The 14611-nt window shown below is 29.2% G+C and carries 13 protein-coding genes and 3 tRNA genes; 4 read left to right on the forward strand and 12 right to left on the reverse strand.

The window, feature by feature from the left end; genetic code table 11:
• Positions 1 to 622 precede the first annotated feature (622 nt).
• Positions 623 to 1561: a GNAT family N-acetyltransferase gene (locus tag ABDZ93_RS18040; RefSeq protein WP_343827915.1), complete on the reverse strand. Its 939-nt coding sequence runs from the start codon at positions 1559 to 1561 to the stop codon at positions 623 to 625.
• Positions 1551 to 2735 (reverse strand): MFS transporter, encoded by a 1185-nt coding sequence (locus ABDZ93_RS18045; protein ID WP_343827916.1) that lies wholly within the window; start codon positions 2733 to 2735, stop codon positions 1551 to 1553. The genes ABDZ93_RS18040 and ABDZ93_RS18045 overlap by 11 nt, the downstream gene beginning before the upstream one ends.
• Positions 2736 to 3062: 327 nt before the next feature.
• Between ABDZ93_RS18045 and ABDZ93_RS18050 the strand changes: the two genes are divergently transcribed.
• The gene (locus ABDZ93_RS18050; protein ID WP_343827917.1) at positions 3063 to 4256 is read left to right on the forward strand and encodes a class I SAM-dependent methyltransferase; all 1194 of its coding nucleotides are present in this window, start codon (positions 3063 to 3065) and stop codon (positions 4254 to 4256) included.
• Between the two features lie 258 nt (positions 4257 to 4514).
• The gene (locus ABDZ93_RS18055; protein WP_343827918.1) at positions 4515 to 5870 is read left to right on the forward strand and encodes a M20 family metallopeptidase; all 1356 of its coding nucleotides are present in this window, start codon (positions 4515 to 4517) and stop codon (positions 5868 to 5870) included.
• 246 nt (positions 5871 to 6116) lie between these two features.
• Here ABDZ93_RS18055 and ABDZ93_RS18060 read toward each other — a convergent pair whose 3' ends face one another.
• The 6 genes from ABDZ93_RS18060 to ABDZ93_RS18085 form a co-directional block, all read right to left on the reverse strand.
• Positions 6117 to 6875: a tRNA threonylcarbamoyladenosine dehydratase gene (locus tag ABDZ93_RS18060; protein WP_343827919.1), complete on the reverse strand. Its 759-nt coding sequence runs from the start codon at positions 6873 to 6875 to the stop codon at positions 6117 to 6119.
• A 287-nt stretch (positions 6876 to 7162) separates the two neighbouring features.
• Positions 7163 to 8407 (reverse strand): DUF1015 domain-containing protein, encoded by a 1245-nt coding sequence (locus ABDZ93_RS18065; protein ID WP_343827920.1) that lies wholly within the window; start codon positions 8405 to 8407, stop codon positions 7163 to 7165.
• A 25-nt stretch (positions 8408 to 8432) separates the two neighbouring features.
• Positions 8433 to 9344, reverse strand: coding sequence for a D-2-hydroxyacid dehydrogenase (locus ABDZ93_RS18070; RefSeq protein WP_343827921.1), 912 nt, complete (start codon positions 9342 to 9344; stop codon positions 8433 to 8435).
• 150 nt (positions 9345 to 9494) lie between these two features.
• Positions 9495 to 10571, reverse strand: coding sequence for a pyridoxal-phosphate-dependent aminotransferase family protein (locus ABDZ93_RS18075; RefSeq protein WP_343827922.1), 1077 nt, complete (start codon positions 10569 to 10571; stop codon positions 9495 to 9497).
• Between the two features lie 163 nt (positions 10572 to 10734).
• Entirely contained in the window at positions 10735 to 10920 is a 186-nt protein-coding gene (locus ABDZ93_RS18080) for a hypothetical protein (protein ID WP_343827923.1), read from the reverse strand.
• Positions 10921 to 10992: 72 nt separating this feature from the next.
• A complete protein-coding gene (locus tag ABDZ93_RS18085; protein WP_167403159.1) occupies positions 10993 to 11169 on the reverse strand; it encodes a hypothetical protein in 177 nt (58 codons plus the stop codon).
• Positions 11170 to 11464: 295 nt separating this feature from the next.
• Here ABDZ93_RS18085 and ABDZ93_RS18090 point away from each other — a divergent pair, with 295 nt between their 5' ends.
• Both ABDZ93_RS18090 and ABDZ93_RS18095 read left to right on the forward strand, forming a co-directional pair.
• On the forward strand, positions 11465 to 12643 hold the full coding sequence (locus ABDZ93_RS18090; RefSeq protein WP_343827924.1) for a DUF1576 domain-containing protein: 1179 nt from the start codon (positions 11465 to 11467) through the stop codon (positions 12641 to 12643).
• Positions 12644 to 12645: 2 nt separating this feature from the next.
• Complete coding sequence (locus ABDZ93_RS18095; RefSeq protein WP_343827925.1) at positions 12646 to 12987, forward strand: hypothetical protein; 342 nt, start codon at positions 12646 to 12648, stop codon at positions 12985 to 12987.
• 257 nt (positions 12988 to 13244) lie between these two features.
• Here ABDZ93_RS18095 and sfsA read toward each other — a convergent pair whose 3' ends face one another.
• The 4 genes from sfsA to ABDZ93_RS18115 form a co-directional block, all read right to left on the reverse strand.
• On the reverse strand, positions 13245 to 13943 hold the full coding sequence (sfsA, locus tag ABDZ93_RS18100) for a DNA/RNA nuclease SfsA (protein ID WP_343827926.1): 699 nt from the start codon (positions 13941 to 13943) through the stop codon (positions 13245 to 13247).
• A gap of 263 nt (positions 13944 to 14206) precedes the next feature.
• A tRNA-His gene (locus tag ABDZ93_RS18105) sits at positions 14207 to 14282 on the reverse strand.
• A 6-nt stretch (positions 14283 to 14288) separates the two neighbouring features.
• A tRNA-Gly gene (locus tag ABDZ93_RS18110) sits at positions 14289 to 14362 on the reverse strand.
• Between the two features lie 4 nt (positions 14363 to 14366).
• Positions 14367 to 14441 (reverse strand) — tRNA-Gly (locus tag ABDZ93_RS18115).
• Between the last annotated feature and the right edge of the window lie 170 nt (positions 14442 to 14611).

Raw genomic sequence — 14611 nt, forward strand, 5'->3', positions numbered from 1 at the left:
GTCAACATTTTTTTAAGAAGTTTTTTTCTTAATTTCTTGTCGTTTGTTGCCGCATCTCTCAGCGACAAAACTTATCTTATCATGATTTATTCTTGCAAAAACCACCTAATATTCTTTTTATGTACAACTATCCTTATAAATCTTTTACTTTCATTAAAATACTAAGTTTTTCTAATGTTGATACACTAGGTAAAGTATCAGTATATATTCTATCGTTTTTACTATTTATTTGAAATACCATATATTAATTTAACTTTTTATTCTAGTTAAATCCACTAACAATATCATTGTTATTTCTTCACCTTTCAATATATTTAATACCATCATTAAAACAGCAACCCCTTGAAACCTGTGTGAATAGAACAACTATTTAAATAGTTAAATAGTTTCTTATATAAATATTACCTTATATGGCTATAATCCTATATAAATATTTATATAGGAAGCTAGGTAAAATTCTAACGTATAGGTAGTAAAATAATTCTCTCCTGAGAAAATTATATACTTAAATAGAACATCACCTTATATCTAATAACTCAAACAATAAAAATACACCACCTTTAATATAGATGATGTATAACAAATTTAAATTAAACTAATTAGTTTCTATAGTTAAGATAATCTATTTATTATTTTTATAAAATATAACATGATCTCTCCATTTTCCATTTATATGTAGATATTCTTTACATGTACCTAGTTCATTAAATCCACATGCTCTTAAAACTCTTTGTGACTTTTCATTGTCAACTAAAGTTGTTGCTTCTATTCTATGAAGTCCTAATTCTTCATATGCATATCTTACAACTAAACTAACAGCTTCTTTCATATATCCATTTCCTTGATATTGTTCATCCATAGAGTATCCTATGAATGCACTCTTAAATACACCATGCACTATATTGTATATACGTATTCTTCCTATCATCTTATCTGCTTTATATATTCCAAAGTGAGCTCCCTCGCCCTTAATAAATTCTTTATAGTTTTCTATTAAAGATTGCTTTTGAACTTCTACTGTATAAAACTCTTCATCTCTATGTGGTTCAAATTTAGATAGGAAAGCCTTATTTCTCGTATAATAATCTAATAAAACACTTGCATCATCGGAGTTAAGAACTCTTATACTTATTTTATCTCCTTGAATTGCTAGCTCCTTCTTATATGAGTTATTATAAAATTCTTCTTCTACTATTCCAAATAATAAACTGCCTTCATATTTAAATTTTGTTATAATACTATCTGATATATATCCTTCTAATTGAAATCCTAAGTTTGTAAAAGGAGTTAAACTTATTTTTTCATCACAGATGATATTTACTTTATGAAGACCTTTGCTTTTTATTAAATTATTTAACATCAACTTTAGGGCATCTTGTAATGTTTTATTAGCATCTCCTCCACTTTTATAAAATTTCAATTTTATTATTACACCTTTGTTCTCATCATCTAAATCTAAGATTATAAATCTTCCTACTATAATTCCAGATGAATCTCTTATTATATATTTATTTGCTTCATCAGTTGCATTACTAATACTTACTGCCCTTTCACTGCTCAACTTCATTACCTCCCCTTTTAAAAATACTATAATTTCCTCTATATATTAGGAATATAAACAATATAGAAACACTTAAGCTTATTGGTATTAAATAAAAAGTTTTTGTTGTACCTATAATATCATTTAATCTTCCCATGAGCAGATTTAGGATCATGCTTATAGTGCTTGATAGAGTTAAAATTAATCCTGTTATATATGAGCTATTGTCTTTAAAAACTTTACTAATAGTAGCTACTACTGTAGGATATGCTATTGCAAAAAATAGTCCTGTTACACATATTAAAATGAGAGCACTATGACCAACAACTAGCGCAACTATTAATAATACACATGCAATTAGTAAAGAATATAAAACTGATTGTAAGTATCCTACCTTTTCAGCTACAAACCCACCTAATAATCTACCTATAGTAAGTAAAAAGAAAAATACTGACAAGAAGATAGCTCCACTACTACTAGTAAAGTTATAACTTTCCATAAGGAAATTAACTATCCAATTAGACATCCCCATTTCTGCAAACACGTATGTTCCTAATCCTATAGCATAGATATACATATACTTTTCTTTAAAAGCTAAAGCTATATTAAATTTACTTTCTTTTTTAGTTACATTAAAATTAGGTATTTTTATAAAGAAAAATATTATTAATACTACAATAAAAATCATTGCTATTCCAAAGAATACACTTCTCCAACTTACTCCATTGTCTAAAATGTTTCCAATAGCAAATTGTCCTACAGTAGATCCAAATCCATAAAAACAATGAGCTGAATTCATCATTATTGCTTGGAATGTAATAAATAGTGCTGGTATTAGCGTGTTTACTCCAATCATTACAAAAGCAATACCCATGTTTATTAAAAACATTCCAATCAATAGTATTGTATAAGTTTTAGAAAAAGCTACTATTAAAACAGAGGCTATAATAGTGAAAAGTCCCGTACAGATTACATTTCTTTGTCCAAATTTTTCACATAGTAATCCACCTATATAAGTAAATATTATGTATCCTAAAGAACATACCGATAAGAGCATGCCCATACTTGTATTATTAGTATTAAAAGTCTCCTTAAATACAGGGACAAATATTCCCTTGGTGTTATCGACTATAGCAATTACGGCCATAATGATAAATATAAATATTGTTACGGCAAGGCTTTTGTTTTTCTTCACTAACATCACTCCTTTTTCAATGATATTATATCATAATTAATATACGTTTTTATTGAATTAAACTCTTTATTTTTTATAACTATTAAGTAAAATAATTAATTTTTTTATTATAAATCATTTCTTCTTCACTGAAATTATTCCTTTTGTTATACTTAACATTATGGTTAACAATTAGAATATGAACCTGTTTAATTTAATATAATCATGCTGTAATTTTATATATTAATAAGTATACTTAAACTTTTCTAACATTTTAAACCATAATCATAGTAAAAATAAGCTATTGTATCGATTAAATTCATTAAATAATATAAAGAAGGTGTAAATATGAATAAGAACAATATAAATAAACTTAATCTGTTTTTTATGGGATTACAAAATAGATTTCAAGAAAACATATCAATTTTTAAGCATGTTAATGTGGAATTCGTATCTGGCTTAAAATCTTTCAAAGGTGAAGCTACTTTAGATGGTATAGAGTTAAATTACAACTTTAATGGTGTTACAAAGAAACTAACTATAGAAAGCTTCTTTAGTAATATACTTGAGCAATGTTTAAACTATGAAGGTTTGTCCCTTACATATAGTGAGAGAGGAGAGGTTCTTCTAATAACTGCAAATAATAAAAATGTAACTATGAAAACTATTGATGTAGATAATTCAAATTTCACTAGGGAAGATAATAAAATAACGAAAGAAACCATGCACAATACTAGTACTTCAACCTTACTAAACCGTAATTACTATATAAAAGTAGGTGAAGCTGATAATCTATTAAAAGAAATAGGTATTATGAGCAAAGAAGGTAAAATAAAAAATGATAAAATAAGAAAATATAATCAAATAGATCATTATGTGGAACTACTTGAAGGTATACTAGATGAACTTCCTAAGAATAAAGTTATTAATATATTAGATTGTGGATGTGGCAAATCCTACTTATCCTTTGTTCTAAACTACTATTTAACTGAGGTTAAAAAGCGAAAATGTCATTTTATTGGTTTAGATTATTCAGAAACTGTAATAGATACTTCTAAAAATATGGCTAAAAATCTTGGATATAGAAACATGGAATTTCATGCTATTGATATAAAAGATTATAATCCCGATAAGAAAATAAATGTGGTGATCTCTCTACATGCTTGCGACACTGCAACTGATATGGCATTAGCCTTAGGAATAAGAGTTGAGTCAGATATAATAATTGCAGTACCATGTTGTCATAGAGAGATGTTAAATCAATATTCTTATGCCCCATTTAAAAGTATTCTTGACCATGGAATCTTTAAAGCAAGAATGGCTGATATATTAACCGATGGTATGAGATCTTTAATGCTTAAAGCAAAGGGATATAAAGTTTCTGTGGTAGAATATATATCGCCTCTTGAAACTCCTAAGAACTTAATGATTAGAGCTATTAAAGAAAAGGATGAAGATATGGATGCTATGAGCGAATATATGAGTATGATGAGCAGCTTAAATGTATATCCAGCTTTATATGATTTTTTAAATCAGTGGTAATATTAATCCTTTAATCATAAAAGAACTTAAGAATTATTTAATAAGTTATAATTCTTAAGTTCTTTTTTCTCCTAGTAAAAATTTATTATTTAATATATGGATTAACTAAGAGATATACATTGCTATTAACTACATTAATGTACCTATGTTGACATATCTTATTATCTATGTTTAATTTAAACTATAGGATATATTATCCTTAATTTCATATATATTAACAATATATATAGCTTGTTTAAAATGAAAGGGGATAGTCTCATGGTAAAAAAAGAAGAAATAAAAGGAAGAGTCAGCGAGTTAATACCTGAGCTCATAGAATCTATAAAGGAAGCTGTAAGTTTTAGAAGCGTTATAGATGAAGATGATCCTAATTATGTATTTGGTAAAAATATAGATGATTGTCTAAAAAGCACTTTAAATTTATGTGAATCCTTAGGTTTTAAAACTTACTATGATAAGGATGGTTACTATGGTTATGCAGAAGTTGGGGAAGGTGAAGAATTAGTTGGAGTTCTTGGCCATTTAGATGTAGTACCTGAAGGAGATTTGAATTCTTGGACATACCCACCATATGAATTAACTATAGTTGATGATAAATTATATGGAAGAGGAACTCAAGATGATAAAGGTCCTACTATAGCTTGTATATATGCAGTAAAAGCTCTATTAGATTTAGGAATAAAATTAAATAAAAGAATAAGATTCATATTTGGAACAGATGAAGAAAATCTTTGGAGAGGTATTAATAAATATAAAGAGAATGGTGAAGAGATTCCTGCTATGGGAATAACTCCTGACAGTGAGTTCTTCTGCATAAATGCAGAAAAGGGCTTGCTTCAATCAACTTTAACTTGCAAAAAAAGTTCTGATTTAGTTCTAAGTGCCGGAAATGCATTTAACTCAGTCCCTGACAATGCTGCCTACACAGGAACTTCTGAGGAAATCAATTCTTTAAAAAATATATTAGATAGTTTAAATTATAAATATACCTTAAATGAAGACTCTATTTCAGTAATTGGAAAGGGTGTTCACTCTGCAGATAGTGCTGAAGGTATAAATGCCATTTCTAGACTTGCTATAGCTTTAGAGAAAATGGGCTCTACTTCTAACTCAATAAAATTCATAGCTAATGTTATTGGAGAGGATGTTGCTATTAAAAATCTAATACCTAACTGTGAAGATGTATCTGGCAAACTAACTGTAAATGTAGGTAAAATTGATTTAAATGAAGATACAGAAACTATCTCTTTAGATATTAGGATTCCTGTTACTTATAAAAAAGAAGATATAGTTAATCCTATAAAGGAAAAAGCTTTAGAATATGGCTTAGAATATAATGAATTTGATTGGATGGATTCTATATATGTTCCTGCAGATCATTTCTTAATTAAAACATTAAAGGAAGTATATGATGAGGAAACTGGATATAATGGAGTACCAGAATCATCTGGTGGAGCTACTTATGCTAGAGCCATAGATAACTGTGTAGCCTTTGGTATGGTATTCCCTACATCAGAAAAAACAGAACATCAGCCTAATGAATTTATAACTATGCATGATTTAGTTAAAGCTACAGAGATTTACGCTTTAGCATTATATAAACTGGCTAAATAAGCTGAATTCCTAGAGCTTTAATCTTTATAAATTGTTATCCGTGGACGTACTTGACCTTATCTTTCATAAAAAAGTGGAAATATTAGGGCAAGTAACCATCGGTTAAACAGAATTTTTTATAATAAGAATCCGTCAAGTATTATATTGACGGATTTTTATATTATAAAACTATAAACTTAATTAAGCAATTACACTCTCCTAAAGTTAGGTTTACCTAATATCGGTTTTATATTAGATTGCTTGCAATTAGCTTTCTTTAAGTAAGTCCTTTATTACTTCTCCACCTATTATCATTCCTGCCACTGGTGGCACAAAAGATATACTCCCTGGTATTTGTCTTTTTATAGCACACTTTTTAGTTCCACCTGTACATACACACCCTGTTTTGCAAGTAATCACATCATCTAGCTTTGGCTTTGTCGGCATCTCTTCAGAGTAAACTACCTTAAGAGATCTAATCTCTCTTTTTCTAAGTTCATGCCTCATAACTTTTGCAAGTGGACATACTTTAGTATCATATATATCTGCAATTTTAAATTGCGTAGGATCAAATTTATTTCCTGTTCCCATAGAACACATTATTTTTATGCCTTTTTCATTACAATACTCTACTAGCGCAATTTTAGCTGATACAGTATCTATAGCATCTACTACATAGTCGACATCATCAGTAATTATTTCTGGAATATTTTCTTTAGTAACAAAAACTTGATGAGTTATAACATTACACTTTTTATTAATCGAAAGAACCCTATCTTTCATAGATTCAACCTTTACTTTTCCTACAGTATCATAGGTTGCATGAATTTGTCTATTTAGATTAGTTAAACAAATAGTATCATCATCAACTAAAACAATAGTTCCAACACCTGCTCTTACTAAAGCTTCCACTGTAAAACTTCCTACTCCACCTATTCCAAATACTATAACTTTACTATCTCTTAATTTATTTAAACCATCTTTTCCTATTAATAGCTCTGTTCTTGATAATGAATGTTGTAACATTTTTGCATCTCCTTAATATGTGGTATTTACTTTATAACCTTAAAGATATTTTTAACTATTCCTTTCAAATTATAAATAAATACATAAATTTTTATTCCCTGAACATATCAATTTTATATTTTTTACTAATATAATTCAACTATGTATTTATATAAAGTATTTCTTATTTTATGTTTATAACTTTAAATACTAAAATAAAAGCTAAATCCTAAAAAATATAGTTACTTTTATAGGATTTAGCTTTTATATTTAGATAAGATATAAATAAGTTTTATCTTTAATTTACCCTAGCTTAATTCGTGAACAAATATTCCACTTCTTAATTTTGGTTCAAACCAGGTTGATTTAGGAGGCATAACTTCTCCAGCATCAGCAATGTTCATAAGTTCTTCTATGCTTGTAGGATTCATAGAGAACGCAATTTTCATGCCTTCAGCTACTCTTCTTTCAAGTTCTTTAAGACCCCTAATTCCACCAACAAAATCTATTCTATCACTTGTTCTTGGATCTTCTATAGCAAGTATTGGTCTTAGAAGGTTTTCTTGTAGTATAGATACATCTAAGCTCTTAACTGGATCTTTTGAGTCAAAAGTTCCATCTATAGCAGTCAACTTATACCACTTGTTATCTAAATACATTCCAAAATGACCTTTTCCTTCTGGTCTGTATTGTCCTTCACATTCATACTCTTCTACTGTGAACTTCTCAGCAACTTTCTTTAAGAATTCTTCACTAGAATTTCCATTTAAATCTTTTACTACTCTGTTATAATCCATTACATATAAATCATCTGCTGGGAATATAACTGATAGGAAGAAGTTGAATTCTTCTTCTCCTGTGTAGCTCGGATTTGCTTCTCTTCTCATTTTACCAACTTTTACAGCAGAAGCAGCTCTATGGTGACCATCAGCTATATATAAATATTTAACTGACTTAAATAACTCTTCTAATCTTTTTACAATTTCAGTGTCATTTATAACCCATACAATATGAGATATTCCATCTTCAGAAACGAAATTATATTCTGGTTCTTTAGCAGTCCATGTAGAAACTATTTCATCGATTTCTCCTACATTCTTGTATGTTAAGAATATTGGACCTGTATTTGCATTACAATGGTCAACGTGATTAATTCTGTCTTGCTCTTTCTCAGCTCTAGTATGTTCATGTTTTTTGATTATATCATTCATATAATCATCTATAGAAGTACATCCAACTATACCAGTTTGAACTCTTCCATCCATGATTTGTCTATAAATATACATGCTTGGAGCTTTGTCTTGAATGTAAGTTCCGTCTTCTCTCATTTTGTCTAAAGTTTTTCTAGCTGTGTTATAAACTATTTCATCATATTGATTAGTTTCTACTGGTAAATCAATTTGAGCTTTGTCAACGTGTAAAAAAGAGTAAGGGTTTCTTTTAACCATTTCTCTAGCTTCTTCTGTGTTCATAACATCATAAGGAAGAGCTGCTACTTTGTCAACTAGCTCTTTTGTTGGTCTTATGCCTTTAAAGGGTCTTACAACTGCCATATTATTTCCTCCTACGTAATTAATATTATTTAAAGAAATCGAATATAGTTTGAACTATTTCTTCACCTATTCTTGTTTGAGCTTCTACTGTAGCTGCACCTATGTGTGGTGTAACTGATACTCTTGGATGGTTAACTAATTCTTCATTCTTAGTTGGTTCAATTTCGAATACATCAACACCTGCACCTCTTAATTTTCCGCTATTTAAAGCTTCAAGTAAAGCAGCTTCATCTACAACTCCGCCTCTAGCACAGTTAATTAGTATAGCTCCATCTTTCATCATATCAAGTTGAGCTTTACCAATTGTAGCTCCTTGCTCTTTTATAAATGGTATATGAAGAGATACATAATCAGAATTAGCTAATACTTCTTCTAAAGTACCAAATTCATATTTATCATGTCCTTCAGCTTTACCAAGGATATCTGTGTACATAATTTTCATTCCTAGTACTTCAGCTTTTTGAGCTAGGCATTTAGAAATTCTTCCGAATCCTATTAATCCTAAAGTTTTTCCACTTAACTCAATACCTTCATACTTTTTCTTTTCCCATTTTCCTTCTCTCATAGTAACATTTGCAGTACTTACAAATCTAGAAACTGCAAACATATGAGCTAGTGCAAGTTCTGCAACTGATGCACTACTAGAGTTAGGAGTGTTAGCAACTCTTATTCCTTTTTCAGTAGCATATGCTACATCTATGTTATCTACACCTACTCCACCACGGATTACTAACTTTAATCTTCCTGTTTCACAAGCTTTATCTATTATTGGTTGTCTAACCTTTGTAGCACTTCTTACTACCACTACATCAAAGTTTTGCAAAGCTACTCCTAATTCCTCAGGCTCATAGAATTTCTCTATAACTTCATATCCATTATCCTTTAATGCCTGTACTCCACTTTTTTCCATGCCATCAGTAACTAATACTCTTATCATGATGATACCCTCCTAAAATAAAATTAATTTATAATTAATTATCTAATGCTTAGCTTTATTTAGTATAAGTAATAAATTTATATCTACTAAATCTATATTATTAATTGAAAATTAAGAAGGGAATTACCCCTTCTTAATTGTTTATGTTTATTATTCAAGTCCTAATATTTCATTAATGTTCTTTAATAACTCTTCAATTTCTGCTGGAGTAGTTTCTGCCATGTGAGCTATTCTGAAAGTCTTATCTTTTAACTTTCCATATCCATTAGAAATTTGATATCCTCTTTCTCCTAGAGCTTTATTTAAAGCTGCAACATCAATATTTCTAGTATTTTTTATGTTAGTTAAAGTGTTAGACATGTATCTTTCATCTGGTAATATTTCAAAGTATTTTCTAGCCCATGCTCTAACAATTTCTCCACCTGCTATATGTCTTGCATATCTATTTTCAAGACCTTCTTTGTTTATTATCTTATCAAGTTGATATTCTAACGCAAACATGTGAGATAATGAAGGTGTTGAAGGATATTGATAGTCTTTCTTTTGAATGTATTCATATAACCCTAAAAGATCTAAGTATATTCCTCTATGTGGAACTTGTTTAGCTCTCTCTATAGCTTTCTTAGAGAAAGTACACATTGACATTCCTGGAGGAAGTCCTATAGCTTTTTGAGTTGATGTTATACAGATGTCAACTCCCCATTCATCTACTTTTAATTCTGTTCCTGCAGCTGAGCTTACAGTATCTAAGCAGAATACAACATCTGGATATTTTTTTACTACTTTAGCTATTTCATCTAGTGGGTTCATAACACCAGTTGAAGTTTCATTGTGAGTAACTGTTATTAAGTCATATTTTCCAGTTGCTAAAACTTCATCTACTTGTTCTGGAGTTGTTGGTTGACCCCATTCAACTTCATATAAGTCAGCTGGTACATTGTTAGCTACAGCCATTTCATACCATCTCTTACCGAAAGCACCTACAGCAAAAACTGCAGCTCTTTTAGCTGTGCATGAACGTATAGCACCTTCCATAAGTCCACTACCAGAAGTAGTTGAAAGTAATATTTCTTCCTTTGTATTAAAGATAACTCTCATGTAATCACTAATTTGTCTTTGTACTCTTGATGCCTCTTTGCTTCTGTGTCCTATCATAGGTGTAGCCATTTTTTCTAATACGTCTTGTGCCACATCTACTGGACCTGGTATAAATAATCTCTTGTGCATGATTAACCCTCCTAAAATAAAGTAAACTTTATTATTTCCAATATCTGATTTGAAATCAATTACATTTTAACATTTTTCAATAGCTTTCTCAACCAAAATAAATTAAATATTGGGATATATTATTATAATTTAAATTTTTATTAAGTTTTTGGAAATTTCATACTTAATTTAATCTGATTTCTTCATATATTTCATCAAATATGTCTTTTACACAGTGTCCTCTTACAAAATTAGAGCAATTATTACAACTTTGTTCTAGTTGCATAATTATTTTATCTGGATAATATGATCTCTCATTATAAAATGAACAGTTTTGAGCAATTCTACTTTTAATCTCATTAGACACCATTCCTTTAACACTCCTATGTATTATAATAATATATCTTTTGTATTATTCTATGTTTTATACCTAATTTAAAATTTAATAGTCAAAACAATCTAAAACTGATTCTGTTTCTCTACAATATCTAACAATTAAGCATTGTCCTAAGTTTCTAGGACATTTTTTGCACATACAATTAACTTCCTTTCCATCACATTTATTTTGTTTAAAATCGGGGCATTTCTCACAATTGTAAACTACTATGTCCATTACCATTTCTATTTCCTCTTTCTATTTTAAAATATTTTACCTACATAATTAAACTAGTTTATAAAATAATATTACATATACGCCAACTTATACTTATAATTGATATAACTGTAATATAAATACTATAGTTATGATCTAAAAAAATTGATATACTATAGAAGTAAAGCCTTATATATTAAAAATATACACTTTTATTTGAAAAGTGTAAATAAATTCAAAGGAGTTGATTATTATAAAAGACTTTACCACTAGAATTCCACTTCCCTATAAACTATTTTTATGTCTTAGTGGAATATTAATAATGGTCTCTTTTCTTTTTAACTCACCAAATGAGATATTCATTGGTTTAAGAAATATAATCTTAAATCCAGATATACTCATTACAGATTACATGGAAATTGGCGGTGTTGGTGCTACCTTCATAAATTGTGCACTTTTGATTATATTTTATATAACTATGCTAATTTTTTTAAACGTTAAACCTTCAGGAACTATAATTTCAGGTATATTTACAGTAAGTGGTTTTTCTCTCTTTGGTAAAAATATCTTAAATATCTGGCCTATTATATTTGGCATTTGGTTGTATTCCAGATTTCAAAAACAACCCTTCTCCAATTATATAGTTACTGCACTTTTTGGAACAACATTATCTCCAGCTTTAATTCAACTGATAGGTACTAATACAATACCCATTTATCTATCTGTTATAATAGGTATACTTATTAGTATAGTAATAGGTTTTTTACTTCCGCCCTTAGCTTCTGCTTGTATGAGAATACATCAGGGATATAGCCTTTATAATGTAGGTCTAGCTGCAGGACTAATTGGTACAATATTAATGTCTTTGCTTAGAGCTTTGGGTATTGACTTTGAAAGTAGACTCATATGGTCTACAGGTAATAATTTTCCTTTTATGATATTATTCTCAATAATATTTCTAGCTATGATAATTTTAGGTTTTCACTATAATGGTAATAGCTTTAAAAACATTACAAAAATAACGAGACATTCTGGTAGATTACTTACAGATTTTTATCTTATTTTTGGTGAAGGAATTACTTTAATAAATATGGGGATTCTAGGACTCTTTTCAATGTTTTTAGTGGTTTTAGTAAATGGTGACTTGAATGGTCCAACTTTAGGTGGTATATTAACTATTGTTGGGTTTGGAGCCTTTGGTAAGCACTTGAAAAATATAATTCCCATAATGTTTGGTATAATATTGTGTACTTTCTTTAATATTTGGGAAATAAATTCACCTAGCGTTATTCTAAGTTTACTTTTTGGCACAACTTTAGCTCCAATTGCAGGTTCTTTTGGATGGCTGTGGGGAATAATTGCAGGAGTATTACATGCTTGCCTAGTAATGAATATTACATACTTACACGGTGGAATGATTTTATACAATAATGGCTTTTCTGGTGGTCTTGTATGTATGTTCTTGCTACCACTAATTTCTGCATTTAGAAAGGAATATTAATTATGAAACACTTACGTCAAAGAAATATAAAAATACTTGGTGAGCTAACTAGCTACTTAGTTAGAATTGGCTGTAGTGATCTACATATAGATTTTAATACCAAGGGTGATATTACCTATATCAGTTTTACCAGTGTAAATCCTGATATCAGTGAACAAACACTAAATGATTTGACATCTCAGTTAAATATGCCAAGAAGACAAGATATTGAGGAATATTATTGGGCTCTTAATGGAGATAATGATTCCTCTTCTGAATTAAGTTTAGTAGGCATGATGACTGATTCAGTGGATGTAAACTACACTAATGATGTATTGAAAATTAGTTTAACTAGATTAAAATAATTTTTAATGTATTTTTAAAAAAATAAGTATAGGTAAACTTTATTACCTATACTTATTTTTGTATTTTAAATTTTAATTAACTTTCTACATAAACAAAATCTCTTTAAAAAAGCCCAACATATGCACGTTGAGCCATGAAAAGGAAAATATTATGTTTTAGAAATTGTTTAGATATCTGATTACATTACTATATTATCATAATATTTAGCTTTATAGATTTTAAATTTCAAATAGTACTACACTCATTTATTACATATTTAAATAGATACTAAAACCTCTACTGGTTTAGTAAGTTCTATAAAATTTTCACCTAAACTACACTCATAGGCATATACGTCAACTCCATTTTCTTTAGCAAACCTTAATGCATCTGCAAATGCCTTATCCATTTTTTCATTTGGCTTAAAAGTACTTATATTATTCATTTGAATTAAAAATATAACTCCTGCACCTCTACCTGAATTTTTCACCTCTATTAATTCTAAAAGATGTTTACGACCTCTATCTGTAGGTGCATCTGGAAACATACTGTGTCCATTTTCCTCTAAAGTTACCCCTTTAACCTCTAAGTAATATTCTTCTCCATTATCATTAGTTAACTTAAAATCAAATCTACTATTGCCAAAAGTTTTCTCTCTACATATAGTCGTATAGCTTTCTAATCCTTTAATCTTCTTATTTATTAATGCTTCTTCTACAATTTTATTTGGAGCTTGAGAATCTATATTTATTAACTTTCCATTTTTATATCCACCAATTAAGCTAAATCTAGTCTTTCTATTAGCTCCACTCTCTGTTCTTATTAAAACACTGCATCCTGGAATGAGAATTTCTCTACATCTTCCTGTATTAGGTACATGCACTAACTCTTCTTTACCATCTATTATTACATACCCTTGAAATCTATTAGGTCTTCTTACAAATTCAACAACTCTAGTTTCTTTATCAAAAATCATATTTTATCCTCCATGCTTAGATAAAATTTATTATAGCATTTTATCTAAATATAATATTTATCCACATATAAGCTAAAATTCTTTGGAATTTATCCACTTATAATCCTAATATGTTACTAACTATTTGATTTTATAAGTTTTTATCCACAGCTTTATTTAATTATACTATGATTAAAATAAATTTAGTATGATGTTATTTTTATATTAAATAATAAGAAAACCTTCTGTTTATAAAAACAAAAGGTTTTCTTATCTATATCATCTGGGGTGGAGGATGGGACTCGAACCCACGACAACCAGAACCACAATCTGGCGCTCTACCAACTGAACTACATCCACCATATTTGGAGCGGGTGAAGGGAATCGAACCCTCGTAACTAGCTTGGAAGGCTAGCACTCTACCATTGAGTTACACCCGCATATTGGAGCGGAAGACGAGATTCGAACTCGCGACGTTCACCTTGGCAAGGTGACGCTCTACCACTGAGCCACTCCCGCATAATTTAAAACTTCATTTTCAGACACGAAAATAACTGAATCATATTATACGTGCTTGCTTTGATTTAGCTCATATCTAATTCAGCATATTTATTTATCATATTGGTGGCTCACCGGGGGATCGAACCCCGGACACCATGATTAAAAGTCATGTGCTCTACCGACTGAGC

The organism is Clostridium subterminale (genome assembly GCF_039521425.1).
In the GTDB taxonomy this organism is placed as follows: domain Bacteria; phylum Bacillota; class Clostridia; order Clostridiales; family Clostridiaceae; genus Clostridium_J; species Clostridium_J subterminale.

Excerpts from the sequence above, each read along its gene's own strand:
- ABDZ93_RS18050 (WP_343827917.1), top strand. The coding sequence starts at position 3,063 with ATGAATAAGAACAATATAAATAAACTTAATCTGTTTTTTATGGGATTA.
- ABDZ93_RS18055 (WP_343827918.1), top strand. The coding sequence starts at position 4,515 with ATGGTAAAAAAAGAAGAAATAAAAGGAAGAGTCAGCGAGTTAATACCT.
- ABDZ93_RS18060 (WP_343827919.1), bottom strand. The coding sequence starts at position 6,875 with ATGTTACAACATTCATTATCAAGAACAGAGCTATTAATAGGAAAAGAT.
- ABDZ93_RS18065 (WP_343827920.1), bottom strand. The coding sequence starts at position 8,407 with ATGGCAGTTGTAAGACCCTTTAAAGGCATAAGACCAACAAAAGAGCTA.
- ABDZ93_RS18070 (WP_343827921.1), bottom strand. The coding sequence starts at position 9,344 with ATGATAAGAGTATTAGTTACTGATGGCATGGAAAAAAGTGGAGTACAG.
- ABDZ93_RS18075 (WP_343827922.1), bottom strand. The coding sequence starts at position 10,571 with ATGCACAAGAGATTATTTATACCAGGTCCAGTAGATGTGGCACAAGAC.
- ABDZ93_RS18080 (WP_343827923.1), bottom strand. The coding sequence starts at position 10,920 with ATGGTGTCTAATGAGATTAAAAGTAGAATTGCTCAAAACTGTTCATTT.
- ABDZ93_RS18085 (WP_167403159.1), bottom strand. The coding sequence starts at position 11,169 with ATGGTAATGGACATAGTAGTTTACAATTGTGAGAAATGCCCCGATTTT.
- ABDZ93_RS18090 (WP_343827924.1), top strand. The coding sequence starts at position 11,465 with ATGGTCTCTTTTCTTTTTAACTCACCAAATGAGATATTCATTGGTTTA.
- ABDZ93_RS18095 (WP_343827925.1), top strand. The coding sequence starts at position 12,646 with ATGAAACACTTACGTCAAAGAAATATAAAAATACTTGGTGAGCTAACT.
- sfsA (WP_343827926.1), bottom strand. The coding sequence starts at position 13,943 with ATGATTTTTGATAAAGAAACTAGAGTTGTTGAATTTGTAAGAAGACCT.